At 62.4% G+C, this 26,131-nt stretch carries 24 protein-coding genes and 2 tRNA genes; 12 read left to right on the top strand and 14 right to left on the bottom strand.

All coding sequences use genetic code 11. The annotated features are described in order from the left end of the window. Positions 1-41: 41 nt before the first annotated feature. The 4 genes from ilvC to RGUI_RS16020 form a co-directional block, all read right to left on the bottom strand. Positions 42-1,064, bottom strand: coding sequence for a ketol-acid reductoisomerase (gene ilvC, locus RGUI_RS16005; protein WP_081534781.1), 1,023 nt, complete (start codon positions 1,062-1,064; stop codon positions 42-44). Between the two features lie 105 nt (positions 1,065-1,169). Further along, complete coding sequence (locus tag RGUI_RS16010) at positions 1,170-2,375, bottom strand: UbiH/UbiF family hydroxylase (RefSeq protein WP_081534783.1); 1,206 nt, start codon at positions 2,373-2,375, stop codon at positions 1,170-1,172. 61 nt (positions 2,376-2,436) lie between these two features. After that, positions 2,437-2,637, bottom strand: coding sequence for a hypothetical protein (locus RGUI_RS16015; RefSeq protein WP_081534784.1), 201 nt, complete (start codon positions 2,635-2,637; stop codon positions 2,437-2,439). A gap of 86 nt (positions 2,638-2,723) precedes the next feature. Continuing rightward, on the bottom strand, positions 2,724-3,374 hold the full coding sequence (locus tag RGUI_RS16020; RefSeq protein ID WP_081534785.1) for a pyrimidine 5'-nucleotidase: 651 nt from the start codon (positions 3,372-3,374) through the stop codon (positions 2,724-2,726). Positions 3,375-3,477: 103 nt separating this feature from the next. Here RGUI_RS16020 and RGUI_RS16025 point away from each other — a divergent pair, with 103 nt between their 5' ends. Continuing rightward, positions 3,478-4,131, top strand: coding sequence for a GntR family transcriptional regulator (locus tag RGUI_RS16025; RefSeq protein WP_081534786.1), 654 nt, complete (start codon positions 3,478-3,480; stop codon positions 4,129-4,131). On the opposite strand, the gene RGUI_RS16030 is transcribed toward RGUI_RS16025, so the two are convergent. From RGUI_RS16030 to RGUI_RS16050, 5 genes are all read right to left on the bottom strand, one after another. Further along, the gene (locus RGUI_RS16030; RefSeq protein WP_253798539.1) at positions 4,058-6,079 is read right to left on the bottom strand and encodes a glycosyltransferase family 2 protein; all 2,022 of its coding nucleotides are present in this window, start codon (positions 6,077-6,079) and stop codon (positions 4,058-4,060) included. The genes RGUI_RS16025 and RGUI_RS16030 overlap by 74 nt on opposite strands. 100 nt (positions 6,080-6,179) lie before the next feature. After that, positions 6,180-7,466, bottom strand: coding sequence for a homoserine dehydrogenase (locus RGUI_RS16035; protein WP_081534788.1), 1,287 nt, complete (start codon positions 7,464-7,466; stop codon positions 6,180-6,182). Positions 7,467-7,546: 80 nt separating this feature from the next. Next, positions 7,547-7,873: a hypothetical protein gene (locus tag RGUI_RS16040; protein WP_156882997.1), complete on the bottom strand. Its 327-nt coding sequence runs from the start codon at positions 7,871-7,873 to the stop codon at positions 7,547-7,549. 165 nt (positions 7,874-8,038) lie between these two features. Then, positions 8,039-8,113: transfer RNA gene (locus RGUI_RS16045), tRNA-Gln, on the bottom strand. A 314-nt stretch (positions 8,114-8,427) separates the two neighbouring features. Continuing rightward, a complete protein-coding gene (locus RGUI_RS16050) occupies positions 8,428-10,620 on the bottom strand; it encodes a VCBS repeat-containing protein (protein ID WP_081534792.1) in 2,193 nt (730 codons plus the stop codon). On the opposite strand from RGUI_RS16050, the gene RGUI_RS16055 reads away from it, so the two are divergent. The 4 genes from RGUI_RS16055 (at position 10,607) to RGUI_RS16065 (ending at position 15,308) form a co-directional block, all read left to right on the top strand. Beyond that, positions 10,607-11,407 carry a hypothetical protein gene (locus RGUI_RS16055; protein WP_156882998.1) on the top strand — a complete coding sequence of 267 codons (801 nt, stop codon included), beginning with the start codon at positions 10,607-10,609 and terminating at the stop codon, positions 11,405-11,407. The two genes, RGUI_RS16050 and RGUI_RS16055, sit on opposite strands and share 14 nt — an antisense overlap. 682 nt (positions 11,408-12,089) lie before the next feature. Beyond that, a complete protein-coding gene (locus RGUI_RS21515) occupies positions 12,090-12,314 on the top strand; it encodes a hypothetical protein (RefSeq protein WP_156882912.1) in 225 nt (74 codons plus the stop codon). 1,244 nt (positions 12,315-13,558) lie between these two features. Next, on the top strand, positions 13,559-14,131 hold the full coding sequence (locus RGUI_RS16060; protein WP_081534796.1) for a recombinase family protein: 573 nt from the start codon (positions 13,559-13,561) through the stop codon (positions 14,129-14,131). A 154-nt stretch (positions 14,132-14,285) separates the two neighbouring features. Further along, a complete protein-coding gene (locus tag RGUI_RS16065; RefSeq protein ID WP_081534798.1) occupies positions 14,286-15,308 on the top strand; it encodes a hypothetical protein in 1,023 nt (340 codons plus the stop codon). Positions 15,309-16,023: 715 nt separating this feature from the next. Here the strand turns inward: RGUI_RS16065 and RGUI_RS16070 are convergent. From RGUI_RS16070 to RGUI_RS16080, 3 genes are all read right to left on the bottom strand, one after another. Beyond that, positions 16,024-17,790 (bottom strand): site-specific integrase, encoded by a 1,767-nt coding sequence (locus RGUI_RS16070; RefSeq protein ID WP_081534800.1) that lies wholly within the window; start codon positions 17,788-17,790, stop codon positions 16,024-16,026. 82 nt (positions 17,791-17,872) lie between these two features. Continuing rightward, positions 17,873-17,948 (bottom strand) — tRNA-Ala (locus RGUI_RS16075). 87 nt (positions 17,949-18,035) lie between these two features. Further along, positions 18,036-18,374, bottom strand: coding sequence for a TIGR02300 family protein (locus tag RGUI_RS16080; RefSeq protein ID WP_081534802.1), 339 nt, complete (start codon positions 18,372-18,374; stop codon positions 18,036-18,038). A gap of 114 nt (positions 18,375-18,488) precedes the next feature. On the opposite strand from RGUI_RS16080, the gene RGUI_RS16085 reads away from it, so the two are divergent. Beyond that, a complete protein-coding gene (locus RGUI_RS16085) occupies positions 18,489-19,181 on the top strand; it encodes a M48 family metallopeptidase (RefSeq protein WP_081534804.1) in 693 nt (230 codons plus the stop codon). 32 nt (positions 19,182-19,213) lie between these two features. Further along, positions 19,214-19,864, top strand: a complete 651-nt coding sequence (locus RGUI_RS16090) for a GntR family transcriptional regulator (RefSeq protein ID WP_156882999.1) — start codon at positions 19,214-19,216, stop codon at positions 19,862-19,864. A 25-nt stretch (positions 19,865-19,889) separates the two neighbouring features. Here the strand turns inward: RGUI_RS16090 and uraH are convergent, their stop codons facing one another. After that, positions 19,890-20,234, bottom strand: a complete 345-nt coding sequence (gene uraH, locus RGUI_RS16095; protein ID WP_081534806.1) for a hydroxyisourate hydrolase — start codon at positions 20,232-20,234, stop codon at positions 19,890-19,892. 147 nt (positions 20,235-20,381) lie between these two features. On the opposite strand from uraH, the gene puuE reads away from it, so the two are divergent. The 5 genes from puuE (at position 20,382) to RGUI_RS16120 (ending at position 25,358) form a co-directional block, all read left to right on the top strand. Then, positions 20,382-21,800 (top strand): allantoinase PuuE, encoded by a 1,419-nt coding sequence (gene puuE, locus RGUI_RS16100; RefSeq protein ID WP_081536133.1) that lies wholly within the window; start codon positions 20,382-20,384, stop codon positions 21,798-21,800. 61 nt (positions 21,801-21,861) lie between these two features. Next, the gene (locus RGUI_RS16105; protein ID WP_081534808.1) at positions 21,862-22,569 is read left to right on the top strand and encodes a glutathione S-transferase family protein; all 708 of its coding nucleotides are present in this window, start codon (positions 21,862-21,864) and stop codon (positions 22,567-22,569) included. A gap of 14 nt (positions 22,570-22,583) precedes the next feature. Further along, a complete protein-coding gene (locus RGUI_RS16110) occupies positions 22,584-23,417 on the top strand; it encodes a bifunctional allantoicase/(S)-ureidoglycine aminohydrolase (protein ID WP_081534810.1) in 834 nt (277 codons plus the stop codon). A 2-nt stretch (positions 23,418-23,419) separates the two neighbouring features. Then, positions 23,420-23,896, top strand: coding sequence for an ureidoglycolate lyase (locus RGUI_RS16115; RefSeq protein ID WP_081534812.1), 477 nt, complete (start codon positions 23,420-23,422; stop codon positions 23,894-23,896). A 31-nt stretch (positions 23,897-23,927) separates the two neighbouring features. Further along, positions 23,928-25,358 (top strand): uracil-xanthine permease family protein, encoded by a 1,431-nt coding sequence (locus RGUI_RS16120; protein ID WP_081534814.1) that lies wholly within the window; start codon positions 23,928-23,930, stop codon positions 25,356-25,358. A 75-nt stretch (positions 25,359-25,433) separates the two neighbouring features. On the opposite strand, the gene urtE is transcribed toward RGUI_RS16120, so the two are convergent. Beyond that, positions 25,434-26,129 carry an urea ABC transporter ATP-binding subunit UrtE gene (gene urtE, locus RGUI_RS16125; protein ID WP_081534816.1) on the bottom strand — a complete coding sequence of 232 codons (696 nt, stop codon included), beginning with the start codon at positions 26,127-26,129 and terminating at the stop codon, positions 25,434-25,436. Positions 26,130-26,131 lie beyond the last annotated feature (2 nt).

A 26,131-nucleotide genomic window follows, 5' to 3' on the forward strand; every position in this document is an offset into this window, starting at 1 on the left:
GGCGATCATGCCGGGGCCTGCATCACCGGGTCTGGCCCGGATCAGTTCTTGTCCTTGTCGACCATCTTGCCGGCCGAGATCCACGGCATCATGCCGCGCAGCTTTTCGCCCACTTCTTCGATCTGGTGGGCGTCGTTGTTGCGGCGGATCGCCTTGAAGCTGGGCTGGCCCACGGAACATTCCGCCATCCAGTCGCGCACGAAGCGGCCCTGCTGGATGTCGTCGAGCACCGCCTTCATCCGGGCCTTGGTTTCGTCATAGGGCAGGATGCGCGGGCCGGAGACGTATTCGCCGTATTCCGCGGTGTTCGAGATCGAGTAGTTCATGTTCGCGATGCCGCCTTCGTAGATCAGGTCGACGATCAGCTTCACCTCGTGCAGACACTCGAAATAGGCCATCTCGGGGGCGTAGCCGGCCTCGACCAGCGTTTCGAACCCGCAGCGGATCAGTTCGACCAGACCCCCGCACAGAACGGCCTGTTCGCCGAAGAGGTCGGTTTCGCATTCTTCCTTGAAGTCGGTCTCGATGATGCCGGAGCGGCCGCCGCCGATGGCGGAGCAGTAGGACAGGCCGATTTCAAGGGCCTTGCCGCTGGCGTCGTTGTGAACGGCCACAAGGCAGGGCACGCCGCCGCCCTTGACATATTCGCCGCGCACGGTGTGACCGGGGCCCTTGGGCGCCATCATGATCACGTCGACGCCCTTGGGCGCCTCGATCAGGCCGAAATGCACGTTCAGACCGTGGGCGAAGGCGATCGCGGCGCCGTCGCGGATGTTGTCCTTGACGTATTTGTTCCAGGTGTCGGCCTGAAGCTCGTCGGGCATGGTGAACATCATCAGGTCGCACCATGCGGCCGCTTCGGCGATACCCATGACCTGCAGCCCTTCGCCTTCGGCCTTCTTCGCCGAGGGGGAGCCTTCGCGCAGGGCGACGGCCACGTTCTTGGCGCCGGAATCGCGCAGGTTCAGCGCATGGGCGTGCCCTTGGGAGCCGTAGCCCAGGATCGCCACCTTCTTGTCCTTGATCAGGTTGATATCGCAGTCACGGTCATAGTAGACGCGCATGTTTCTGTCCCTCGTCGCAAGCTGTCCGGCGGGCGCCGGTACGGATCCAACGCTCCTTACCGGACTCTGGACGTGGGTTGCAATGGGAAGTGGCCCGGTCCGGCGTCAGACCGGACGCACGCCCATTCCCGCCCGCATCAGCGTCTTGCGCACGGGGGCCAGCGAATAGAGACCCGCAATGCCCGCCGCGCGCAGGTCGCGGGCCACCGGTTCTCCGCGCATGGAGACGCGGTTGAGCATGTCGATCCCGGTGACGCGGGCCAGGACCTCGGGCCGCCGGCGGCGGTTGTAAAGCTCCAGCATTCGGTCGTTGCCGATATCGGCGGGGGCCGCGCGGGACAACTCCAGCAGGACACGGGTGTCGGCAAGGCTCATGTTCAGGCCCTGCGCGCCGATGGGCGGGACGACATGGGCGGCCTCGGCAATCAGTGCCGTGCGCTCGTCGTGGAACCTCTCGGCGATCTGGCTGATGATCGGCCAGACCGTGCGGCGGGTCACAAGATTGAGGGGACCGTAGATCGCGCCGGAACGTGCCGTCATCTCGGCGTTGAACTCGGCCTCGGGCATGCTGGCCAGACGCAGTGCCTCGGGCCCGTGCTCCATCCAGACGATGGCCGAACAGGGCTTTCCGTCGCGGTCGGGCAGGGGAACCAGCGTGAACGGCCCGCCCGAGCGGTGGATTTCCGTCGATACGTTATGGTGCGGTTCGGGATGGGTGACAGCGAAGGCCAGTGCCTTTTGCCCGTAACGCATGGTGCGCACGCCGATCCCGACAGCCTCCCGCACGGGGGAGTTGCGTCCGTCCGCGGCGATCAGCAGCTTTGCCGAGACACGTGTTCCGTCCGTCAGGGTGACCAGCGCCTCAACATCCCGGGTCAGAACCGATTTCGTCCCGACGCCGGTGCGGAATTCCACATTGGGCAACTCGGTCAGCCGGGCCACCATTTCGCGGCGCAGCAGCCAGTTGGGCAGGTTCCATCCGAAGGGCTGTTCGGACAGGTCGGAGGCGTTGAAGTCGCGCGTGATACGGGGCGCCGGGGTCTTGCCGCCCGCATCGACGATGCGCATGGTCTGAAGCTCGGTCGCATATGGCGCCAGTCTGTCCCACAGACCGGCATCCTTCAGGACCTTCAGGGAGGGTTGCAGGAAAGCCGTGGTGCGCAGGTCTGCACCGTCGGCCGTTTCCTCGGTCACGGGCGGTGCCGGGTCAACGCACAACACCGAAAAGCCGGCCGATCCGAAAGCGGCCGCCGCAGTCATCCCGGCAACACCGCCGCCGGAGATCAGAACGTCTTTGGAAATGCGCGTCATGTCACCCTCCTGAACCCCAGATAGCGTGGTGCCGCCCGAGGTCCAAGAGGCGTTTGACGGATCAGCCGCGGCTGAGCCAGACCATAATGGCCAGCATCACCCAGGTGGCGACGACCGCGGGCATGAAGAGCCCCAGCACGCCCCATTTGACCACGGCGAAGGCCCAGAGCCCCGCACCGATCAGGATGACGGCCCAGATGCTGGCATCGGTGACGAGGCCATTGCCCTTCTTCGGCGCGTCTTCTGTCATATTCGTTCCCATGAATGTCTCCCTATTGGTGCGGCGATCAAACCATATGCGGCATACTGGAATATGTGGCGGAATGTCGCAAGCAGATCCGGTCATCCTTAACCGCCGGTCAGTCGGCCAAGAAAGGCGGTCAGGTCGTCGGTGTGATGGTCGATATGCCCGGCGGGCTCTTCTGCCGGGGCGACATGGACCGTGCGCAGCCCCATCGCATGCGGTTCGGCGAGGTTCCGCGCATCGTCTTCGAACATCGCGCCTTCCCGCGGGACGATTCCCGCTTGCGCAAAAACCTTCTCAAACGCCGTGCGCCGCGGTTTCGGCTGAAAGCCCGCATGCTCGACGCCATAGACCGCATCGAACACGCCCGACAGGCCGCGCGCCGCCAGCACCCGTTCGGCATAGGGGGCCGATCCATTGGTATGGACGATCCGCCGCCCCGGCAGGGCTGTGATGCGCGCCCGCAGGTCGGGGTCCGGCGCAAGGTGGTCCAGAGAGATGTCATGGACATCGGTCAGGTACGGTCCGGGGTCGACGCCGTGCACCTCCATCAATCCGGCCAGTGTGGTGCCGTATTCGGCCCAATAAGCCTTGCGCAGCCGGTTGGCCTCGGCCTCGGCGACGTTCAGCGCGTCCATCACGAAGGCGGTCATGCGACGCTCGATCTGATCGAACAGGCGCGCCTCTGGCGGGTAAAGCGTGTTGTCCAGATCGAAGACCCAAGCCCGGACATGTGAAAACGAAGATGCAACCATTCTGCATCGATACCGTGCTGCGGCATTCGGCACAATTGCCGGGGCTTGATTTGCCGCGGCGCAGAGCACTATTGTCTACCACGGTATGCAGGAGCGCCCCTAGATGAAGGACATCCGTCCCGCGCACAAGGATGCGTATGACCTTATATTGGAAGCGATCGATGTGGGCGTCTACGCGCCCGGCGACCGGCTGGTCGAAAGCGAACTGGCCGAACGTTTCGGCGTTTCCCGTACGCCGATCCGCGAAGCGCTGCAACGTCTGGAAACGCAGTCGCTGCTGACCCGCGACGGGCGCAGCCTGATTGTCGCCTCGCTTGGCCACGACCAGATGGCAGAGCTTTATATCGTGCGCTCTGAACTGGAGGGGCTGGCGGCGCGGCTGGCCGCGCAGCACGCGACGGCAGAGGAAATCCGGGTCTTGCGCGCCATGGTTCAGGAGGACCGCAAGCACCTGAACGACCCGGTCGCCCTGTCACGGGCAAACCGTCGGTTTCACAAGCAGATCCATCTGGCCTCTCACAACCGGTATCTGGTGCAGCAGCTCGATCTTGTGCATCGGACCATGGCGCTGATGGCGACGACATCGCTGGCCATCGACGGGCGTGGGCAGGATGCGCTGGCCGAGCATGATGCGATCATCGCGGCTATCGAGGCAGGCGATGGTGATGCGGCGAGCGAGGCGCTCAAGAGCCATATCTCGATCGCGTTCGAGGCGCGCCTTCGCCACGACGCCGCTGCGCTTTTTCCTGACGGCTGACGACCGCATCGTCGGGGTGCAACTGCGCGTGCACCTTTGCGATGATCTCTTCGGCATCGGGGTCCGCCTGGGGCGGTTCGAACAGGCCGTGGCGGGTCTTGTCCCAAAAGAACGGACGCGACGCCATCTCCCATAGCGCGTTGTAGGAGGCCATCGACGCCAGCGGGAAATAGACGTGGAGTGTGGGAAGCCATGCAAGAAGCCTGAGCTTGCCAGCGCGTGACAGGCCGAACGCCCCGACCCCGAGATTGACCAGCTCGGCGGCGACGAACAGACCCACCAGCACGGTCATGCCTCCCGAAGGAAGAATCCCGGCAAGCGGATGACCGAAACCCAGCATCAGCCCCCAGAACGACCACAGCAGCGGTGCGAAGGCGAACTGCGACAGCGTGCCGAGAAAGAGCACCTGCATCCCCGCAAACCCCCAGCCGCCCAACTGGCGCCAGAGCCGCGCGGGATTGCGCATATGGCTGGCCCAGGTCATCGCATAACCCTTCAGCCAGCGAGAGCGTTGCCGGACCCAGGGCCAGGCGCGGCAGTTGGCTTCCTCTTCGGTGATGCTGTCCAGAAACTCTGTCCGATAGCCGTGCCGGGCAAGCCGCAGGCCCAGATCGGCATCCTCCGTGACATTGTGGGCATCCCAGCCGCCCAGCGCCTCCAGCGCGGTTCGGCGGAAGAAGAGCGTCGTCCCACCCAGAGGAACCGGCAGGCCCATGCGCGCCATGCCGGGCAGGATCACCCGGAACCACCCTGCATATTCGATCGTGAAACAGCGGGAGAGCCAGTTGGTATCGGTGTTGTAGAAATCCAGAACGCCTTGCACGCTGGCCACGTCGGCGCCGCGGCTGTGGAAGTGATCGACCACCTTGCGGATCTGATCGGGGGCCGGGGCGTCCTCTGCATCGTAGACGCCGACGATGGAGCCTCGGCAGAAGTCGAGCGCGAAGTTCAGGGCGCGCGGCTTGGTCTTCAGTGTTCCGGCGGGCACCGTCACGCAGCGCATCCAGCGGGGCAGGTGGGTGCGGTGCAGCATTTCCCGTGTCAGGATGTCGTCGGCCTCGGTCACAAGGCAGATGTCCAGAAGCGCGCGCGGATAGTCGAGCCGCGAAAGGCGTTCGATCAGGCGCGCCATGATCTCGGTCTCGCGATAAAGGGGCACGAGGATCGAAACCACGGGCAGGCGGGCAATCGTCGGGATGTCAGGTTCCGGCCGCTGCCGCAGGGCCCGCGCCTGAACGAGGGCTGCGGTCAGTTTCAGCGCGGTCCCCAGCACCATCCATCCCACCGTCCACAAGGTGAGCGCCGCCAGCAAAGCCAGCGGAGCCACAAGTGCCGTGACCAGAAGCACCGCAAGGAATGCCACCACGGCGGCGCGCGGACCGGCCGCATACCAGAACCGGCAGCTTTCGTCCGGGGATACGCGGAATTCCGCGGCCTGTGCCAGATGGTGCCCCCGCTGTTGCAGCAATGTCCGGTGCAACTCTTCTTCGCTGCAAAGGACCATGATGGCGGGGTGCAGATCGGCGGGAAGGGTACGACTTTCCGCGGCGAAATGTTCGGGCCGATGCGTGGCGATCAGGGTTCCACCGGCCACACGGCGCCAGGGCAGGAGCCCCTGTCGCAGGCATCGCGCCGCACCGATCACGTCGATCAATCGCGGATCGGGTGGGAAATTCTGAAAATCAGCGTGCCCCGCGTCGTATTGCTGCGACCGTGCCTCGCCCAACGCATCGCCCGTGATCTCGCCATGTGCCAGCAGCAGTTCGCCAAGGCCGACATCCATCCGCGAATGGTCGGAAAAGGCGGTTGCAAGGGCCTGGGGCGACAGGGTCCCCGTGGCAAGCAACGCCTCGCCCAGGCGGCGATCCCTGTCCTCAGGGCGAAGTTCGGGGTCCGCTGGCCCGGATAGCCGTGACCGGGCCGCGGTCAACGGTATGACAGGCGACATGGGCGGTGCTCTTTAGAACTGCACCGCCTTCATCGGCTGTTAAGGTTAATGAACGGTAAACCCGCGCCCCACGCGCGGATCAGGCGGCGGGGGCCGGGTTTCAGACCATTTCGATCCGGATCATGACAGGGTCTTTGGCAACCACCCCGGTGTCGGCAAACCCGGCCCGGGCATGGTCCAGCGCATCGCGCGTGGTCTTGTGCGTCACGATCAGAACAGGGGCGCTGGGGCTGTCATGGCGATACTGGCGCATCCGGTCGATGGATATCCCGGACTCGCCCAGAACAGTGGCCACCTTTGCCAGCGCGCCGGGGCGGTCCTCCAACTCCATCCGCAGGTAGTAGGGTGCCGCGGCGCTGGCCCGTGCGGGGCGTGCCGTCTCTAGCGCGGTCGCCGGTTGCCCGAAAGTGGAGACGCGGATGCCGCGGGCGATATCGATCACGTCCGACATGACGGCGCTTGCGGTCGGGCCTTCGCCCGCACCGGCCCCGCGCAGCACGATCTGGCCGACGGCGTCGCCCTCCAGAACCACCATGTTGGTCGGGCCCTCAAGCTGACCAAGAGGGGAGGCCGCGGGAACCAGACAGGGGGTCATCCGGCATTCCAGACCGCGCCCGGTCATCTGCGCCACGCCCAGCAGCTTGATCCGGAAGCCCATGTCGGCCGCCTGCCGGATGTCGTCGATCGAAATCCGCTCGATCCCCTCCAGATCCATCGCGGCGAAATTCACCTTGGTGCCATAGGCGATGGAGGCCAGCAGGGCGAGCTTGTGGCCCGCGTCGATGCCACCCACGTCAAGCGTCGGGTCAGCCTCAAGATAACCAAGGGCGTTGGCCTCGTTGAACACCGTTTCATAGGGCAGGCCCTCGCCTTCCATCCGGGTCAGGATGTAATTGCAGGTGCCGTTCATCACGCCCATGATCCGGGTGATCTGGTTGCCGGCCAGCCCCTCGGTCAGCGCCTTGACGACCGGAATGCCGCCGGCGACCGCGGCTTCGAACCGGATCACGTGGCCCGCCGCTTCGGCTGCTTCCGCCAGGGCTTGCCCGTGAATGGCCAGCATCGCCTTGTTGGCGGTCACGACATCCTTGCCCGCGGCGATGGCGGCCTCGGTCGCGGCCTTGGCAGGCCCGTCAGACCCGCCCATGAGTTCCACGAAGACATCGATATCGTCGCGCTGGGCCAGCGCGACTGGGTCGTCCTCCCAGTCATAGGCATCCAGGGAAACGCCGCGGTCCTTGTCCCTGGTGCGGGCCGAGACGGCCGTGATCGTCAGCGGCCGGCCGCTGCGCTGGGCCAGAAGGTTCGCGCGCGACTGGATGATCTTGACGACACCGGCGCCGACGGTGCCAAGCCCGGCAATGCCTAGGCGCAAGGGGGTGGTCATGGTCGGGTCTCCGATTGGCCGTCTGTCTGGGTTCGCGGGTTGTTAGCGCGATGATGCAGGGCTTGCAACGCGTGGCACCGCTATTCGCTGCGCGCCTTCAGGGCGGCCGCCTTCTGGCGCAGGATCGCGGCGCGGGCTTCGAAACCCGACGTCTCGTCACCGGCGGGAACCGGGCTGACCGCCCGCGCCCTGAGCGTCGCACCGCTCGCGTCAATTGCCCCGGCCAGTTGCGGTGTCACGCGTGGATCCTGTTCGGGAACAAGCAACGGGTCGATCGGAATCAACCGCGGATAGATGGCCGGAACCTCGCGGGCGGGTTCGGTCGTGTCGATGTCCGGAAAAGGGGTGCAGCCCGGCGACAGTGCCGCAAGGGAAAGCGCCCAGAACCCTGTCGTCATGTAGCGCACCGTCTCATCCTCATCCGAACCTTCCCTGCAGTACGCTTGCCGGTAGCATCGGGCAAGCTGATGGTGCGGTAAGGTTATTCGATGGTTGCCGCTGGCGGTGGTGCAGCGAAGACCGGCCCGAATTCCGGCTGCGATTGCGTGGCTGCTTGCGCGAGAAACGAGATTTGGCTGGGGTGGTAGGATTCGAACCTACGATACACGGTACCAAAAACCGCTGCCTTACCACTTGGCTACACCCCAACGGTGGACGCGTAGATACGCTGTGAGCGCGACGGCTTCAAGCCGTTTCTGTCAAAATCTCAGCACAAAACTCGGCCTCTTCACCGGCGTGGGAATCGCCTTCGCCGCAGGTCATGGATCGGCCCAGGCTGTGTGCCGCATACCCCAACCAGAGACAGGCAAATGCACTCGCCACAATGGACGGGCCAAAGCGTTCGGGAACGCAGACCGGTTGCAGGAGGTCTGGTTCGAGACCGGAATCTCCGTTCGACAGGGGGAGTTCGGGCGCGCGGGACGCCCGAGGCGCAGTCAGGTCGACCGGTGCTCAAGCCCGTTTACACGATGTCCCAGTCCAGCCCGACATTGGCGATGACGTGGAACGTCTCTTCCCCGTTCTCCATTTCCCAATAGCCAACCATGCCGGTATCCCGGCGCCACAGGACATCGTCCGTCTGATCGCCGTTGAAGTCGCCGGTGTCCGCGACCGACCAGTCGGTTCCGGCAAAGCCGATGACGTGGAACGTCTCTTCCCCGCCATCCATTTCCCAGTAGCCGACGCTGCCGGTGTCCTTGCGCCACAGGATATCGTCGGTGCCATCGCCGTTGAAATCGCCGGTGCCCTCGACCGTCCAGTTGGTTCCGGCATAGCCGATGACATGGAACGTCGCATCCCCGCCGTCCATTTCCCAGTAACCGACATTGCCCGTGTCCTTGCGCCAAAGGACGTCTTCGGTGCCGTCACCGTTGAAGTCGCCGATCCCTTCCACGAGCCAATTGGTGCCAGCATAGCCGATGACGTGGAATGTTTCATTCCCGTCGTCCATTTCCCAGAAGCCGACACTGCCGGTGTCCTTGCGCCAAAGGACGTCTTCGGTGCCGTCGCCGTTGAAGTCGCCGGTGCCCTTGACGGTCCAGTCGGTGCCCGCAGAGCCGATGACGTGGAAGGTTTCGTCGCCCTCCTGCATCTCCCAATAGCCGACCGTCCCGCTGGTATAGCGCCACAGGATATCCATGGTGCCATCGCCGTTGAAATCGCCGGTTTCCTGAATCGTCCAGCTTGTGGCGACGTCGGCAAGGAAGTGATAGGTTGCTGCCCCGTCATGCATCTCCCAGAAACCGACCCGGCCGGTTGACTTTCGCCATAGAATGTCGCTGGTTGCGTCGCCGGTGAAGTCGTGGGCGGCCTCTGCCTCCGACAGGGTGATCTCGACGGTGGACTCCGGCTGTTCGGTCACATCGAAGCTTTGGCCGGTGAAGTCGCCCTGCAGCGTGATCGATGCGTCTGCTGCGTCATCGCCGTCGAAGTCGACGGAGATCACCGTGGACGAGACCGACGAGGAGACCGAGGTCACGGACCCCAGAACCGATTGCAGGGTCAATGTGTCTTCGGCCATGAAATCGGTGATCACGTCGCCGTCGAGTTCGCTGGCGCCGTCGGCCATGAAGGTATCGCGGCCGTCGCCACCCGTCATCGTATCGGCGCCTTCGCCGCCCTCGATGATGTCGTCGCCGTCGAATGCGAAAATCCGATCATTTCCGCCAAAGCCATCGATCATGTCGCCAACACCCGCACCGCTTGCGAAGGTGCCGAATATCATGTCCGCCCAATCGTTCGCGCCAAGGACGACGCCGTCTGCCGGCGTGTCGTCCACCTCGAACACAATATCGAAGTCGGGCGAATAACTTTCTCCGTCGAATGTGATGGAGGTGAATTCCTGCGAGGCCTCGTCGGTCACGGGGCCTGTAAGGATCTGCAATTCGTCGTCGTTGCGATCGGTGAAGACCAGACTGTCCAGTCCGAAATTGCTGTAATCGGTCAGATCGATCGGAGCGCCGCCCAGGGCCTCGATCTCGTTCATAAGATCGACCAGTTCCCCAAGATCGCTTGGGAAGGTGCCGTTCAACGTCAGCAGGTGGTCGAAGAGGTTCAGTTCCACGGCCGAGGTCGTGACGCTGAAGCCGAAGATGGTGTTGCCGTCATCCGTGACTTCGATGGCGGGAATATCGTAGGCGGCGAGGGTCGCGACGATCTCTGCCATACGCGACGTGGACAGGACAGCCATATCCTGAATGTCGTCGAGGATCACGGCGAAGTCGAAAATGTCGGAGAAGCTTTGCGGTAGGCTTCCCGATATGGTCAGGGTGACATCGCCGGATGTCAGGGTGTAGCCACTGCTCAGCAGCGAGAAGGCAAGGATCTCTCCCGTGCCGTCCTTGTCAATCGTGACCGTGTCGATCTCCCCGGTCGCGACCCCTGTGTCGATGGCCTCGAACAACGCCTCCAGCGTGCTGACCGGCCCGATGCCCGTTCCGGTTGCAACGACGTCGAAGTCGCCGTAAGTCAGGTCAAGCCGGGTCGAGGACAGCGAATTGACCGTCGGATCGTTTGTGTCACTGTACCCAAGAAACTCGTCGAGCTCGGTCTCGTAGTCGAGGCTGATGGTATAACCCGCTTCGCCATTGGCAAAGCTTTCTGCCATCTCGTACACGGTCCGGAACAAGTCGGTGGTAAGGGTGACGGCAACCATCGGTCAAGCTCTCTTCCAGTCAATTTCGTTCAGGGGCAATGGGCAGCGCGAGATGAAAAAAGTCAAGCATGGACAGGCTTTTACCACTCAAGTTTCGCGCTTATTGGTTTCTTGTATGTTAATTCTGTCGGTTGCTGGTTGCGATACGCCCGGCCGTTGGACGACTGAAACGGAATTGTTGATTGGGCATGATCGGCAGGAGTATACGCTGTCGGCGCTTGAAGCGACGGCGCTGCAATTTCTCGGACCATTTGCGCCCGGGGGCGGCTCTGGCGGTGGCGGCGGTGCGGGGCTTGGCGTCGACGATCTGGCGCCCGATTCCGACACCCCGTACGACCTTACGAAGGACAGGCTGCTCGGCATCGCGTTGGTCGCGAAATATCCCTTGTCAAACAGGGTTTCTGCGCTGGCAGATGTCGATCTGAGCTATGGGCAGAGCCGCTACAACCTGCCGGAGGGCATCGGTGTCTTCGTCGATCCGACGGTCATCGAATTCAACACCTTCGCGCTGACACCGGAGATCGGTGTGGCTGCACGTCTGTGGGAAACCGGCGCGATACGGGTCGATGGGGAAATGGCCCTTTGCCGACAATACGCGAAAACAAGGACGAAAGTCAGCTCCGCGTTGCTCGATATCAAGAATGTTTCCTATCCGGAGATCGGGTGCACGCGTTTGGGGCTTGACGTCTCCAGCCCGCGCCTCCCCGGAAAGCTGCGCGTCAACATTCGGCACGATACATCCGATATCTGGCAGGTGCGTGCGGAGTTGCGTGTTCCTTTAAGGTGAAAGTTAATGGAGTATTTTATATTTTCAGAGTTCAATTTCCTAAAGTGTGGCTAAATCAAGTCATGCCGCGGTCTGAACGGCCGGGTTGAGCGGAATGGTCCAGATCACCAGATTTTTGCCAGCGGCCACAGGTCGCCCACGCGCCCAAGACAGGCCTTGCCCCTCGGTTGCCCGACAGCATCGACAAGGTCAGCGCCGCATCAGTCCGGCATGCATGAGGCGTCTTGGCGATACACGGAAGGATTGTGTCGCCAAGACGGGCGAATGGCGATCTGAGGGGCTATCGGTATCACATGAGCATAACGCGCCTGATAAATAACGCGTTGTTGCCCGGGTAGTCCGCCTAAGTGAGAATTTGGTGGAGCCGAGGGGAAGCGGCAGGCGGTGGGTTTCGGTATTTATTTTCAGTGGCTTAGGGGTATCTGGTTTTGCTGCTTGTGTCAGCCCGCTGTAACACTTTGTGTGGTGTGACGGGCATTGTTTGCAGCCCAGCATTGGTGCCCGTTGAATTGGTATCCCCTACAGAGGCGAAAAACGCCTTCTCGCTCGCTTCATTCATCAAGACTCTTCTCGTTGAAGCGACTTCCCGCGCTTGCAGTTTTTTTCTGCGTGCTGCGGCTTTCTCAGGACAGCCCCCAACAAGCTGCCCAGCCCATCCAGCTTCCCAACATCACTTTTCCCCATGACCTCCATTACCATCGACCTCAACCGGCCCGCCCGCAAAGGCCCCTGTGCGATCTCGCGTGACCTTCTGGAAGACGGACATGCGCCCGATACACTCGTCGCCTTCGTTCGCGGCTCGACACCCTGTTTCAGTCCTGCCCCGCTTTCCAAATGGGCGGGTTTGACCGCCGAAGAGTCAAGCTCCGGTGCTCACATGCGCTTCCGGCCCTATCGCGAACGGTAAACTCCGGTCCGAGATTTGGCCCTTTGGGTGCCCCCAAGTTCCCCCGGGCACCCTCCGCCTACCCCGAGGCCGCAAGGCCATCCTGCGCCCCAAATCCACAGGTCTGCGGATGTCCGGACCAACAACAAGGCAACGCATATCGGTACCCGGTGGGAGACACCCAGCGGCGTCCAAGGATGGCGGTGTGGCGATCCACGCTTTCACCGAGAAAACTCTCCTGACCGATCAAGGGCCGGAAGCGGACTCTGCAAGCCAACCGGAGCCGATCATATACCGTGGCCCTTCGTGTAAGGATGGATGGGGATTTGGCCGAAAGAGTGCCCCCGGGAACTCTCTGGTATCGTGAGGCCCGAGATATCCCGAGTTGGCCTGTGGGGCGCAAATCCACGGGCGTGCGGGCCTGCCAAGGGGCGGAGTTTCCACAGTATCGAGCGCCCCCAAGACGTCGCGGAAGACGTAGCCAGGCGCTTCGGTTTCAAAGGCTTGGATAGGGGGCGTGTACAGCACCGCAAGCGGTGGAAATATGCTCAAGGAGACTTCGGCGCAGGTCGGGCGTCGCGGGGGCGTTTGGGTATTCGGCTTGCCGCACCCTGCATCTTGAGAAACTGGATCTTTATCAATGACTTAGAATTTGCATCCCCTACGGCTGGTTGGGCCGTTTGAGATTTCTATAGATTCTTAAAGAGGTCTCTGAGAGTAACCTGAGGGTTATTATTGTTTTTTTATAGGTGCTTAAGTGTTCTTGGGGTTCCCCAGAGAGTCCCCTTGGTTGGCAACGCTGATCTGTCAGGGCAGCACCTCCCCAACCCCAAACAGGACATTCCCTCGTTTGCATCCCGAGTGGTCCCCGAGGGTATCTTGGGGATGAATGGTCTGCTGGGCCTCCGTCTCTACTGTCACAGGGCAGGCAGCAATTGCGATCCTGCGGCCGCCCCCACCCCATCGGATATTTCCACAGAAAATCTATCATCTTAATGCGCATGGGCGTCCCCCCAGTTTTCCCCCATGGCCCCCCCCGTAGCGACGGCTCAGCGCTCGCCACCTTCCCCATCCCCGATCCTGTGAACACTCCGGGGCAAAGGCGGGTCTGCCGGATGCCCCCCAGAGTGTCCCACAGGGCAAGGTCTAGTGAGTCGTCTCACCGCCCGGCGCAGAATGTCCCATAAACATGGTCTTTCATTTCTGAGACGCTGCGGCCTATAACGTTTAAGATCTTGTGAGACAGTCTTGATGGAGGTGAGACGATGTTGGTGGGATATGCCCGGACTTCGACGCTGGACCAGAGGGCGGGCCTTGAGGGGCAGCAAAGGGACCTTGAGGCCGCCGGGTGCGACCGGGTGTTCGTGGAACAGGTGTCCTCGGTGGACGTGACAGCCCGTGAGAAGCTCGCTGAGGCCCTGTCCTACGTCCGCGAGGGGGACACGCTGGTCGTAACCAAGCTGGACCGTCTGGCCCGCTCAGTGGCGCACCTGCTGGAAATCCTCGACACGCTGACGGAGCGCGGCGCAGCCCTGCGCATCCTGAGCATGGGGATCGACACCGCCAGCCCCACCGGCAAGTTGATGCTGACGGTCCTTGGGGGCGTCGCTGAGTTCGAACGGGAGATCATGCTTGAGCGGCAGCGGGAGGGCATCGCCAAGGCGAAGGCCGCGGGGAAATACAAGGGCCGCAAACCCACCGCACAGGCCAAGGCCGACGAGGTGCGAAAGCTGAGGGCCGAAGGGGTCGGGGCAACGGAGATTGCCCGGCGGCTGGGGATCGGGCGGGCCAGTGTCTATCGGATCATGGGGGGTAGCCCTGAGCGGCCCCAAAGGTAGGGCGGATTGCGGCCATTCACCGTCCCTTTGATCACTGCGTGGATGCTTCAGTATGCATTAACGCCGCCCGCCGAGCCAGAAAACGTCTGGTCGAATTCTCTTTGAACACATATATGCTGGACAGCTAACGTGCGACTGGCGAGGAGCTTTCGGCATGATAATTACGGTTGCCTTTGACGTGAAAAATTATGTCGAGGTTATGGAGGGGTGGCCGCTCAAGGATGATAATATGACTTTCTTTTTGGAGAGGGAGGGCAATGTTCTGAAGAAAGTGTGTCTATCATTTTCCGGTGTTAGTATTGAGCATGCGCCACACTTCAAGCAGTCCACCGAAACAAGCGGAAGAGCGGAGTTGAAAGCAAGCAGTGGCGGTTACGCTGTGTTGGCCAGAAAGAGGATCATGAACTGGCAAGCAGTTGTCAGCGGAATACAAATCGTTGACTTGGACTACGATAGTTTTGACATACGCTTTCACGCCGAGAATATCGAGGAAGAGTCTCGTATTCACCTAAAGTCCTTTAAGTCCAGCTATGATAAAGCCCTCAATTCTGCTTGTGACTTTGAGCAGATCGGTAGGGCCTTTTGCGCTAATTCTATCCCAGATGATCGAATAGAATCGACATCTCACTACCGCGAAGGTCGTCTGGCGTTCGAAGCTGGTCGGTATGTAGATGCATATAATAACATGTTTTTGTTTTTAGAGGCGCGATACTGCGACGGAAAGACTAAAACGGCGCAGCAGGTTGAGCTGCTATCAAAAAACCAAGCTCTCTGCTTGAGCATTGAGGAAGCTACTGCTGAGCATACAAATTCGCACCAAGCCGACAGCAAAGAGAAGTTTGATTTGTTCAAATCTTGCACCAGTGTTGCGGACAAAATTAAGGCCCTTGTCCTTCTTCGAGGAAAGCTCCGCCATCATTCTCTCAAGAGTCCATACCGATGGGATCCTAATGAGCAAGAAAAACACAAAGGCGAGGCTCGGTTTTTAATTGCCGTCGTGCATGATATCGTTATCAGGGAGTCTCTGGAAGATATTTATTCCCCCGCTTCTCTGGAAAATTTCAGGGAGCAGTCCGTTAGCCGTGGGAATGAAATCAAGGTCAGACTTACAACCCGCCGAGTGAATAACGAGCGTGCGCTTGAACTAGAGAAGTTATCCGACAACCGTTGTCTCTAGTTTGCTATGTGTAAACACGGTTCGGTATGCGATTGGGGCGTGTAAAAAGGGCGATCAGCTCGCTGACACGGTCAAGTTTGAGGCTGTCCACAGCGGACGAGGTTTAGAACTGTTTTCAATCGATTTTGATGTTTGGGCATATTCAAAAGCTAGAGAAATTGAGACCAAGCAACCGATTAAATACATACGATGCAGTTTTGAACATTTCCGCAGCGATTTGATAACCAGGCGTGAGTTCTCTATCCCCTGTCAGGGAAATAGGCTCACTGTTTTGGATGTGTGGAATTTGTTACAGCGCAGCTATGATCATATTGAGCACCGGGACCCAACAACGCGAATAATGAGCCTGAAGCTCTTCATTAACGATGGCAATAGAGCAATTGCTTCGTATCGTGTCGGGGCACTGGCGAGGTTTTGACCGTGCCCAATAGGGCCTGTTCAATAACAGGGCAGTGTTTTATGATCAATGCCAGTTTTATAGAGGCTACGATGCAAAATCCATCTCCGCATTGAGTGCCCGCTGTGGGCCGCTTTGCCCATCAGGCCCACCTTCAGGACTTTCGAGCACGACCCTGTGCGCCCGGGCCTTTGCGAACCGCATTTTCCGTGCATTGCGCCGCGTCAGAGCCCCGCGCCGACAACCGGGGTAGCCGGACGATTGCCAAGGGGACGCCTGTGCCTGTTATTCGGGAAGACCCGCCGTCGATGAAAGCACTCAGGGCAGCCCGTGGAACCGCTTGATCTTGCTCAAGTCCACCTCGGGATAGGCAACCTTCGCGATGTGCTCCGCCAGTGTCCCAAGGTGAACCTTTCGGTTCCCGTAGCGGCCCGCCATGCCGCCCGGTGCGTGCCCCTGTAGAATATCGGCAATCTCTGACGGAACGCCGTTGTTCAGGCAGGCATCCTTGAAGTTGTGCCGTAGGGAATGGAACGAGGTCTTGTCCGTCTTGGCCTCCACCTGCTTCAGGTAGCGGGCGAAATCCTTGGACGGCTGGCTTGAGTAGTACCCCTTGCTGTCCCGCTTCAGCGCCGGGAAAAGCATGAGGTCCTTGGCTGCCCGCCGTGCGGCAAGGTAGTCCCAGAAGCCAAGTTGGAGGATGCTGGGATGCAGCGGCACGTCCCGTGTCTTGTGGTTCTTGACGCGCTGGTGTTCCCCGTCCTCCGAGATAGACAGATACCGGACGCCGCCATCCTCGCAGACATCGTCCACGCGGAGTTGGCAAAGCTCATTCAGGCGGGCGCCGGAATAGAGGCCCAGCAGGGGGAGCCAGTACCAATGCGTATGGCTCATGTTCGTCTTCCCAGACCGGGAGCGCCGCCGTTCCGACTCGCAGCCCGTGAACAGGGGGCCGTGAAAGACCTTTTGTAGCTGCGCTGGGCTGAGCGGGTCGCGTTGATCCCGGGGCGCGATCTGGACGTTCAGCTTCATCGGGCCGAAGATGTCGGACACGTCTTCGTCCATCTGCTTGTCGGCCCATTTCCAAATGGCCTGCAAGCGGCCCAGCGCCTTGTTGACCGTTGTCACGCTGAGAAGGGGCAAGCCCAACCGCTTCGCCACCTCGACTTGCTCTTTCGCCGGGCGCCCCCGTGTTTCCGGGTGCTTCTGCCGGTTGCTTGGCAGCCCGACCAGCAGGGTCTTGAAGTCCCGGGCGTCCTGCTTTGTGTAGTCGAGGATGGGGCGGTCTCCGGCGGTTTCCAGAAAGAGCCCGATCCAGCTTTCGTAGTCATCCGAGAGCTTCGCGGTCCACTGGTTCGCGCGGTCGGCTTCGGCCTTGCGGTCCTCGAACAGGGCCGACAGCGGTTTGCCCTTGGGGGCGCTCAGGGGCTCCCTTGGGGCGGCTTCGGGTGTCTCGACCACGTCCCCCTTGTTGCGGCGCTGGATGGCCTCAGCCGCCTGTATCGCCGCCTCCTGCAACGCCCTGACGAGAGGGGCCCAGGACGGCGAGTCCTCGGCAAGCCGGATGTCGATCCCGCCCCAGGTCAGGACTTCTTCGGCCTCCCCCCGGAAGAATGCGTCTCGCTTCCCCCGGGCATAGTTTGCGCGGTTCACCGCGTCGATGTCGTGCCCCAGTTCCTCGTATTCGTCGAAACTGGGCCTTGGGTCGTGCTGTTCCTCGGGAACCGGGCAGGCGGTTCCGGTCTCCTCGAACCCGCTGAGCCTGACGTCCTCGTCCTCCTCCAGACGAAACCGGAAGTATTCCGCCTTGATCCGCTTGATTTGCTCGGGCGCAAGCTCTGAGACCGCTTCCCGGCGCTCCGCCGCCACCTGTCGCCGGTGGGCGTCAAACCTCCGGTCGACCTCGACAGCGGCCATCCTGACCCGCCTGAGGGCTTCCGGGTGGTCCCGCGTGCGCAGGCTGAAGGTTTCTTCGCGCTTTCCGTAGGTATCCCGGATGTCATTCGGGACGGTTGCGCGGTGGTAATAGACAGCGCCGCGGCGGTAGAGTCGGGTGTGACCTGAGGCTTTCACGATCTTGCTCACTGTAACACCTTACCGCAACAGTGGCCTCGGAAAACCCTTTCCTGTCAGCGCTTTACTTGAAAATCAAGGCTTTAGGAAGGAATGGTGGAGCCGAGGGGAATCGAACCCCTGACCTCTTGCATGCCATGCAAGCGCTCTCCCAACTGAGCTACGGCCCCGACCGGCGCGCGATCATTTCGCGTCGCCTGCGTGTGTCTATGGAAGTGCCGGGGGGAGTTCAAGCAAAAAAATGCGCCCCCGATCCTTCAACTTTCGTCGTCGTCATTCGCCGACATGTCGGCGATGTCGTCCAGAGACACATTGTCATCGTCGTCGTCGTCCAGAACGTCGTCGCCAAGATCGACGTCGGTGCTTTCATCGTCGTCGTCGATCACGGCATCATCGTCGTCGATCTCGGGTTGGGCGGCGGCCTTTTGCGGTCTCGGCTTCTCGGCAATCAGCGACCGGCCCTTGCCCGAAGAAAGGCTCTCCAGCGAGAAGCTGTGACCGCAGGACGGGCAGGTCATCGGGTCGCGCTGCAGATCGTAGAAGCGGATCGAGCAGTTCGGGCAAACGCGCTTTACACCCCATTCTTCCTTGGGCATGAAGGTCCTCTCAAAGGGTCTCGTTTCGTGCGGTTGCAGCCACCTGCCACAAGTGCCCAAAGGTGTCAAAGCTCTTTTGGCGCTGTTATAGTCCGTTAAGATTCCGAGGCATCGATGCGTGTAACCACACTGCCGGGTGATCCGCCGCTGGAGGTGACCTTGCGCCGGTCGTCCCGCGCGCGCCGCTACAGCCTGCGGGTTTCGCAACTGGACGGTCGCGTGACACTGACCCTGCCGGCCCGGGCGCCTGTGGCGGACGGGCTGGCCTTTGTCCGGGAAAAGGAAGGGTGGATCAGGGGGCATCTGGCCGCACAGCCCGCGGATCAGCCGGTGCACCTGGGTGGCAGCGTGCCGTTTCGCGGGGGCGCACTGGTGATCGTGGCCGGCGCATCCCGCCGTCCGCGCGTCGTTGACGCGGCCTTGCAGGTGCCGGGAGAGGCGGAGCAGGTGCCCGCCCGGGTGCGCGCTTTCCTGAAGGTCGCGGCGCGCGCGGATTTGGCCGCGGCCGTAGAAAGGCATGCCAGCGCTCTGGGCCGACCCTATGGTCGTTTGACGCTGCGCGATGTGCGGTCGCGCTGGGGCTCGTGCTCCTCGAAAGGGGACCTGATGTTTTCCTGGCGGCTGATCATGGCGCCGCCCGATGTGCTGGACTATGTCGCCGCGCATGAGGTGGCGCATCTGGCCGAGATGAACCACTCCCCGGCGTTCTGGGCGGTGGTGGGGCGCCTGATGCCTAACTATGCCGCACCGCGGGCGTGGCTACGCGAAAACGGGGCAGCCCTGCACCGCGTCCGTTTCGACAATTGACGCCCCGGGTCCGTGTGATCACAATCGATCCCATGTTGATCCAGACCCGCCCGGGCGAGGCCGGCACCGCGGCGCATGAGCGGCTTTACCGGACCTTGCGCACGCAGATCATGCACGGTGAACTGACGCCGGGCGCGGCCCTGACCTTGCGCGGCATCGGCCGGCAATTCGGTGTGTCGATGACCCCGGCGCGGGAGGCGGTGCGCCGTCTTGTGGCCGAAGGGGCGCTGACGCTCTCCTCCTCCGGTCGGGTGTCCACGCCGGAATTGTCGAATGAGCGGATCGAGGAATTATCGGCGCTTCGCACCCTCTTGGAGCCGGAGCTGGCAAGCCGTGCGCTGCCGCGGGCGCATATGGCGCTGATCGAGCGGATGCAGAAGATCAATGCCGAGATCGGGGAGGCCGTCGGCCGGGGCGACGCGGTGGCCTATATCCGGACCAATCTGGAATTCCACCGGGCGCTTTACCTGCGCGCACAGGCCCCGGCGATGCTGGCCATGGCCGAAACGGTCTGGCTGCAACTGGGGCCGACCATGCGGTCGCTTTACGGGCGTCTGGGGCGGACGGAACCGCCACAGCATCACCGGATGATCCTGGCGGCGCTGAAGGCGGGGGATGAACCCGCCTTGCGGCTTGCCGTGCGCACGGATGTGACGCAGGGGCTGCGGATGCTTGCGGCGTGACGGTGGGGCCGTCTGCACGTCTGCGTCAACTGCCCCGGTAGGTCGAATACCCATAGGGTGAGAGCAGGAGCGGCACGTGATAGTGGTCGGCCTCTGTCATCGAAAAGCGCAGCGGGATCACGTCCAGGAAATCCGCCGCAAGCCCCAAGCCTCGCAGATAGTCGCCCGCATGGAACACAAGCTCATATGGGCCGGGTGCGAACGCCGCCTCCGGCAGGATCGGCGCATCGGTGCGCCCGTCGGCATTGGTCTCCATCGTGGCAAGCAGTGTGCGGGTCTCGCCCTCCAGGCGGAACAGCTCGATCTTCAGCCCCGGGGCGGGGCAACCCCGCGCGGTGTCCAGAACATGGGTTGTCAGATATCCGGGCATGGGCGATCCTCCGTGCTGCCATCCTGTTCATGGCGAACTGCGGCGCAAGGATAAACGCCGCCGCGGCCGGAAACACTTTCAAAAATTCCTTGAAAGACGCAAAAGCTTTCATGGTTTATGCGAAAGTGAAAGAGCCGGAGGATGCACGTGATCCGCTACCCACGCGACTTGAGGGGCCACGGCCCGACGCCCCCCGATCCGAAATGGCCCGGCGGGGCAAAGCTTGCCGTTCAGTTCGTCATCAATTTCGAGGAAGGCGGTGAAAACTGCCTGTTGCATGGCGATGCCGCGTCCGAGGCGTTCCTGTCCGAAATCGTGGGCGCGGCCGCGTGGCAGGGCCAGCGTCACTGGAACATGGAGACGATCTACGACTACGGCGCGCGGGCGGGATTCTGGCGCCTGCACCGCCTGTTCACCGAACGCGGCATGCCCGTGACTGTCTACGGCGTGGCCACGGCGCTGGCCCGCGCGCCGGAGCAGGTCGCCGCGATGCAGGACGCGAGCTGGGAGATCGCCAGTCACGGCCTGAAATGGATCGAGTACAAGGATTTCACCGAGGCCGAGGAGCGCGCCCATATGGAGGAGGCCAAGCGCCTGCATGCCGCGGTGACCGGTGAAGCGCCCCGCGGCTGGTACACGGGCCGGACGTCGATGCATACCGTCCGGCTGGCGGCCGAGGATGGCAGTTTCGCCTATGTCGCCGATACCTATGACGACGAACTGCCCTATTGGAAGCGGTACGGCGACCGGCACCAGTTGATCGTGCCTTACACGCTGGATGCCAACGACATGCGCTTTGCCACGCCGCAGGGGTTCAACTCCGGCGAACAGTTCTTTGCCTATCTTCGGGACAGTTTCGACTTGCTTTACGAGGAAGGCACCAACGGCGCGCCGAAGATGATGTCGGTGGGGCTCCATTGCCGTCTGGTCGGCCGTCCGGGGCGGGCCGCGGCGCTGAAGCGGTTTCTCGACTATATTGCCGATTTCGATGATGTCTGGGTGGCCCGTCGCATCGACATTGCCGACCACTGGGCCGCGACCCATCCGCCGGTTGAAATCGAACGGCCCTCGGAACTGGATCGCGACACCTTTGTCGCCCGGTTCGGCGGGGTGTTCGAACATTCCCCCTGGATTGCCGAGGGCGCGCACGGGCTGGAACTTGGCCCTGCCCATGACTGCGCGGTGGGGGTGCACAATGCGCTGGCCCGTGTGTTCCGGATGGCGGATGACGAAAAGCGGCTGGCGGTGCTTAGGGCCCATCCCGACCTTGCCGGCAAACTGGCGCAGGCCAAACGCCTGACGGCAGAGTCCACTGCCGAACAGGCCGGCGCCGGGCTGGATGCGCTGACCGATGCCGAACGCGCGCGTTTTGAGGATTTGAACCGCCGTTATACCGACCGCTTCGGCTTTCCGTTCATCATCGCCGTGCGCGACCATGACAAGGCGTCGATCCTGTCGGCGTTCGAGCGTCGGCTTGAAAATGACGCGGACAGCGAGTTTGCCGAGGCCTGCCGCCAGGTCGAACGCATCGCGCTGCATCGCCTGAAAGACATGCTACCGTGCTGAGGCGTCGGGCGGGGGTGCCTGCCCGCGCAGGCGTCCGGATCGAGAAAGGGGAGGGTGTGCCATGTACCAGCTTTTCATAGGCAACAAGAACTACAGTTCATGGTCGCTCCGGCCGTGGGTGCTGATGAAGGCCCACGGTATCCCGTTTCAGGAGACACTGGTTCCCTTCCATGACCAGGCCGCATGGGCCGCGTATCGCACGCACGTGCCAACCGGGCTTGTCCCGCTGCTGAAAGACGGCGATCTCGCCATCTGGGACTCCCTTGCCATCGCAGAGTATCTGGCGGAGCCGCATCCCGGCATATGGCCCGAGGATCGCGCGGCCCGCGCCTTCGCCCGCTCTGCCACGGCAGAGATGCATTCAGGGTTCTCTGCTGTTCGGCAGGTCTGCGGCATGAATGTCGGTATCCGCGTCGCGCTTGGTGACGCGGCCCGGCAGGCTGTCGCGGCCGATCTTGTCCGGCTCGATGCGCTCTGGTCCGAAGGGCTCGACCGGTTTGGCGGTCCCTACCTCGCGGGGCAGAGTTTCACTGCCGCCGATGCCTTTTTCTGCCCGGTGGCCTTCCGCGTTCAGACCTATGGGCTGGAGCTCTCTGCCGCTGCGGCGACCTATGCCGAAACCCTGCTGGTCCATCCGGCGATGGTCGAGTGGTACGAGGCCGGTCTAGCCGAACCGTTCCGCGACTGGCCGCATGAGGACGAGATTGCCGCGGCCGGTACGCTGATCGAAGACCTGCGGGCGCCGGCCAGCAACCCCAGACCGAATTGAGGCCAGAGACCACCGTGCAGACCCCGACCTATGCCACTCCCCCCGGCGGATTGCCGCCGCAAGGCCAGCTTCATACTGGCCGCGCCGTCTTCACCGAGGCCTACGCCGTGATCCCGCAGGGCGTGATGCGCGACATTGTCACCAGCAACCTGCCGCACTGGGGGGGCACGCGGGCCTGGATCATCGCGCGGCCCCTGACCGGGTTTGCCGAGACCTTTGCGCAATACATCATGGAGGTCGCCCCCGGCGGCGGTAGTGATCGCCCAGAACCCGATGCAGGCGCTGAAGCCGTGCTTTTCGTGGTCGAAGGTGAAATTGCCGTGTCAGTGGCCGGTCAGACCCGCGCATTGGGGCCGGGGGGCTATGCCTATCTTCCCGCGGGCAGCGGCTGGACAGTGACCAATCCCGGCACAGCACCGGCCCGGTTCCACTGGATTCGCAAACACTATCAGGCTGTCGACGGTATCGACCTTCCCGAGCCCGTGTTCGCGACTGAAACCGACATTGCCCCCAGTCCCATGCCGGGGACCGAGGGGCGCTGGGCCACGACCCGCTTTGTCGATCCCGACGACATGCGCCACGACATGCACGTCAATGTCGTTACCTTTGAGCCGGGCGCCTCGATCCCCTTCGAGGAAACCCATGTGATGGAGCATGGGCTCTACGTGCTGGAGGGCAAGGCGGTCTATCGGCTGAATCGCGACTGGGTGGAGGTCGAGGCGGGCGATTTCATGTGGCTGCGTGCCTTCTGCCCGCAGGCTTGTTACGCGGGCGGGCCGGGGCGATTCCGCTATCTGCTCTACAAGGACGTGAACCGGCACCCCGCACTGACGCCCGGGGGGCTGTGAGGATGCTGGCGGCAGAGCCCATCACGGCAGAGGCCTTTGCCCCGTTCGGTGAGGTGATCGAGACCGGTGGCGATTTCGTCACGATCAACCAGGGCGCGTGCCGCCGATTCACCGATCTGGCGACGCTCGACATCGTGGATGGGCGGCCGGGGATCAGCCTGTTCGACGCACAGATCCGGGACCTGCCGTACAAGTGCGACTTCCTGGAACGGCATCCGCTGGGCTCCCAATGCTTCATTCCGATGCAGGGTGCACGATTTCTGGTCATTGTTGCGGCAGACGAAGGCGGGGTGCCGGGAACGCCCCGGGCCTTCGTTGCGGGCGACCATCAAGCAGTGAACATCGCACGGAACACTTGGCATGGCGTTCTGTGCCCGATTTCCGGTTCCGGCCTCTTCGCGGTCATCGACCGTATCGGAGAGGGAGGAAACCTGGAGGAGCACCGCCTGAGCCGGCCTTTGACCGTCACCCTGGGTTGAGGGGTGGCCACCACAACAGGGAGACCAACTGATGGCAGACAGCTCCATCGGAACGCCGGAGCAGCTCCGCGATCCGAACTATACACCCGCGATCCACAAGGCGGTGCCGCTGGGTATCCAGCATGTGCTGGCGATGTTCGTGTCAAACGTGACGCCCGCGATCATCATCGCCGGGGCCGCCGGCTTCGGCTTCGGCTCGCCCGCGGGTGCGCAAGGCTTTCCGGACATGACCTACATGATCCAGATGTCGATGCTGTTTGCCGGGGTCGCGACGCTGTTTCAGACCATCGGCCTTGGCCCCGTGGGGGCGCGGCTGCCCATCGTTCAGGGCACCAGCTTTGCCTTTATCCCGATCATGATCCCGCTGGTCGCGGGCAAGGGGGTCGAGGCGCTGCCTGCGCTGTTCGGCGGTGTGCTGATCGGCGGGTTGTTCCATGCCTTCCTTGGCACCTTCATCGGCAAGATCCGCTTTGCCCTGCCGCCGCTTGTGACGGGCCTTGTCGTAACCATGATCGGTCTGGCGCTGGTCAAGGTCGGCATTCAGTATGCCGCGGGCGGCGTGCCGGCCATCGACAAGCCGGAATATGGCAGCCTGTTGAACTGGTCCGCCGCGTTGGTCGTGATCTTCGTGACGCTCGCGCTTAAATTCTTCACGCGCGGCTTGATCTCTGTGTCAGCGGTGGCCGTGGGTATCGTGGTCGGTTACCTCTATGCGCTGATGATGGGCATGGTCACAATCGACGGCATCACCACAAGCTGGGGCCGCGCTGCACTATTCGAGGTGCCGATGCCCTTCAAATACGGGTTCGAGGTAAGCGTCGCGGCGATTGTCGGCTTCTGCCTGATGGCCTTCGTGTCGGCCGTTGAAACCGTCGGCGATGTCTCCGGTATCACCAAGGGCGGCGCGGGGCGCGAGGCGACCGACAAGGAGATTCAGGGTGCGACCTTCGCTGACGGCTTCGGCACGGCCATTGCCGGTGTCTTTGGCGGGTTGCCCAACACGTCGTTCAGCCAGAACGTGGGCCTGATCGCGATGACCGGCGTGATGAGCCGCCACGTGGTGACCATCGGTGCCCTCTTCCTGATCGTCTGCGGGTTGGTCCCCAAGGTCGGCGCGGTGATCCGCACCATCCCGATCGAGGTTCTGGGGGGCGGTGTGATCGTGATGTTCGGCATGGTCGTGGCCGCCGGTATCTCCATGCTTTCGGACGTGAACTGGAACCGCCGGAACATGGTGACCTTCGCGATTGCGCTGTCGGTGGGCCTTGGCCTGCAACTCGACCCCAAGGCGGTGCAATACCTGCCCGACACGCTGCGCATCCTGATGACAAGTGGCCTGCTGCCCGCCGCGTTGATTGCCATCGTGCTGAACCTCGTCCTGCCGGAAGAACTGGCCGACGAGGCGACCGAGGAGGTCTCTGGCGGCATGTCGGGGCGCGGGGAAGGTAGCCTGCCGCGGTAACAGTTCGTCTAATGAAGAACGCCGCCCGTTTCGGGCGGCGTTTTGCTTTCTTTTTACTTGCAGGGGAAAGAAAGTTCAGACCGACACAGCCTTCACCAGCGTTTCCTTCGCCAGGTCCGCCTTGGCCCCCTCAAGCGTCACGGCACCCCGTTCCATCACGTAGAACCGGTCGGCGAGCCCGTAGGCGAATTCGAAATACTGCTCCACCAGCACGATGGCCATCCGCCCCTGATCGCGCAGATATTCGATCACGCGGCCGATCTGCTGGATGATGTTGGGCTGGATGCCCTCGGTCGGCTCGTCCAGCAAAAGCAGCTTCGGCTTGGTGATCATCGCCCGGGCGATCGCCAATTGCTGCTGCTGCCCGCCGGACAGATCGCCCCCGCGCCGCCCGGTCATCTCTTTCAGCACCGGGAACAGCTCGTAAATTTCGTCGGGCACGAAACGCTCGGATTTCGGCAGGCAGGCATAGCCGGTTTCAAGGTTTTCCCGCACGGTCAGCAAGGGGAAGATGTCACGCCCCTGTGGCACATAGCCGACGCCCCGTCGCGCCATGCCCTGGGCCGGCACGCGCGGTACCTCTGCCCCGTTCAGTTCCACGCTTCCGCCAGAGCGTGGATGGGTGCCCGAGATCGCCTTGAGAAGGCTCGTCTTACCCACGCCATTGGTGCCCATGACGCAGGTCACTTGGCCCGCCGCGGCTTCCATGTCGATCCCGTGGAGGATCTGCGAGCCGCCATAATGCAGCGTCAAACCGGTCGTCTTCAGCATCG

This window comes from Rhodovulum sp. P5 (assembly GCF_002079305.1).
In the GTDB taxonomy this organism is placed as follows: domain Bacteria; phylum Pseudomonadota; class Alphaproteobacteria; order Rhodobacterales; family Rhodobacteraceae; genus Rhodovulum.

Bases quoted from the DNA above. Each gene is read 5' to 3' on its own strand.
- RGUI_RS16080 (WP_081534802.1), bottom strand. From the start codon at position 18,374: ATGCCCAAGGAAGAATGGGGTGTAAAGCGCGTTTGCCCGAACTGCTCG.
- RGUI_RS16030 (WP_253798539.1), bottom strand. From the start codon at position 6,079: ATGTCGCCTGTCATACCGTTGACCGCGGCCCGGTCACGGCTATCCGGG.
- RGUI_RS16015 (WP_081534784.1), bottom strand. From the start codon at position 2,637: ATGGGAACGAATATGACAGAAGACGCGCCGAAGAAGGGCAATGGCCTC.
- RGUI_RS16065 (WP_081534798.1), top strand. From the start codon at position 14,286: ATGATAATTACGGTTGCCTTTGACGTGAAAAATTATGTCGAGGTTATG.
- RGUI_RS16120 (WP_081534814.1), top strand. From the start codon at position 23,928: ATGGCAGACAGCTCCATCGGAACGCCGGAGCAGCTCCGCGATCCGAAC.
- RGUI_RS16050 (WP_081534792.1), bottom strand. From the start codon at position 10,620: ATGGTTGCCGTCACCCTTACCACCGACTTGTTCCGGACCGTGTACGAG.
- RGUI_RS16105 (WP_081534808.1), top strand. From the start codon at position 21,862: ATGTACCAGCTTTTCATAGGCAACAAGAACTACAGTTCATGGTCGCTC.
- RGUI_RS16010 (WP_081534783.1), bottom strand. From the start codon at position 2,375: ATGACGCGCATTTCCAAAGACGTTCTGATCTCCGGCGGCGGTGTTGCC.
- urtE (WP_081534816.1), bottom strand. From the start codon at position 26,129: ATGCTGAAGACGACCGGTTTGACGCTGCATTATGGCGGCTCGCAGATC.
- RGUI_RS16060 (WP_081534796.1), top strand. From the start codon at position 13,559: ATGTTGGTGGGATATGCCCGGACTTCGACGCTGGACCAGAGGGCGGGC.
- RGUI_RS16115 (WP_081534812.1), top strand. From the start codon at position 23,420: ATGCTGGCGGCAGAGCCCATCACGGCAGAGGCCTTTGCCCCGTTCGGT.
- RGUI_RS16025 (WP_081534786.1), top strand. From the start codon at position 3,478: ATGAAGGACATCCGTCCCGCGCACAAGGATGCGTATGACCTTATATTG.
- RGUI_RS21515 (WP_156882912.1), top strand. From the start codon at position 12,090: ATGACCTCCATTACCATCGACCTCAACCGGCCCGCCCGCAAAGGCCCC.
- ilvC (WP_081534781.1), bottom strand. From the start codon at position 1,064: ATGCGCGTCTACTATGACCGTGACTGCGATATCAACCTGATCAAGGAC.
- RGUI_RS16090 (WP_156882999.1), top strand. From the start codon at position 19,214: ATGTTGATCCAGACCCGCCCGGGCGAGGCCGGCACCGCGGCGCATGAG.
- RGUI_RS16020 (WP_081534785.1), bottom strand. From the start codon at position 3,374: ATGGTTGCATCTTCGTTTTCACATGTCCGGGCTTGGGTCTTCGATCTG.
- RGUI_RS16035 (WP_081534788.1), bottom strand. From the start codon at position 7,466: ATGACCACCCCCTTGCGCCTAGGCATTGCCGGGCTTGGCACCGTCGGC.
- uraH (WP_081534806.1), bottom strand. From the start codon at position 20,234: ATGCCCGGATATCTGACAACCCATGTTCTGGACACCGCGCGGGGTTGC.
- RGUI_RS16085 (WP_081534804.1), top strand. From the start codon at position 18,489: ATGCGTGTAACCACACTGCCGGGTGATCCGCCGCTGGAGGTGACCTTG.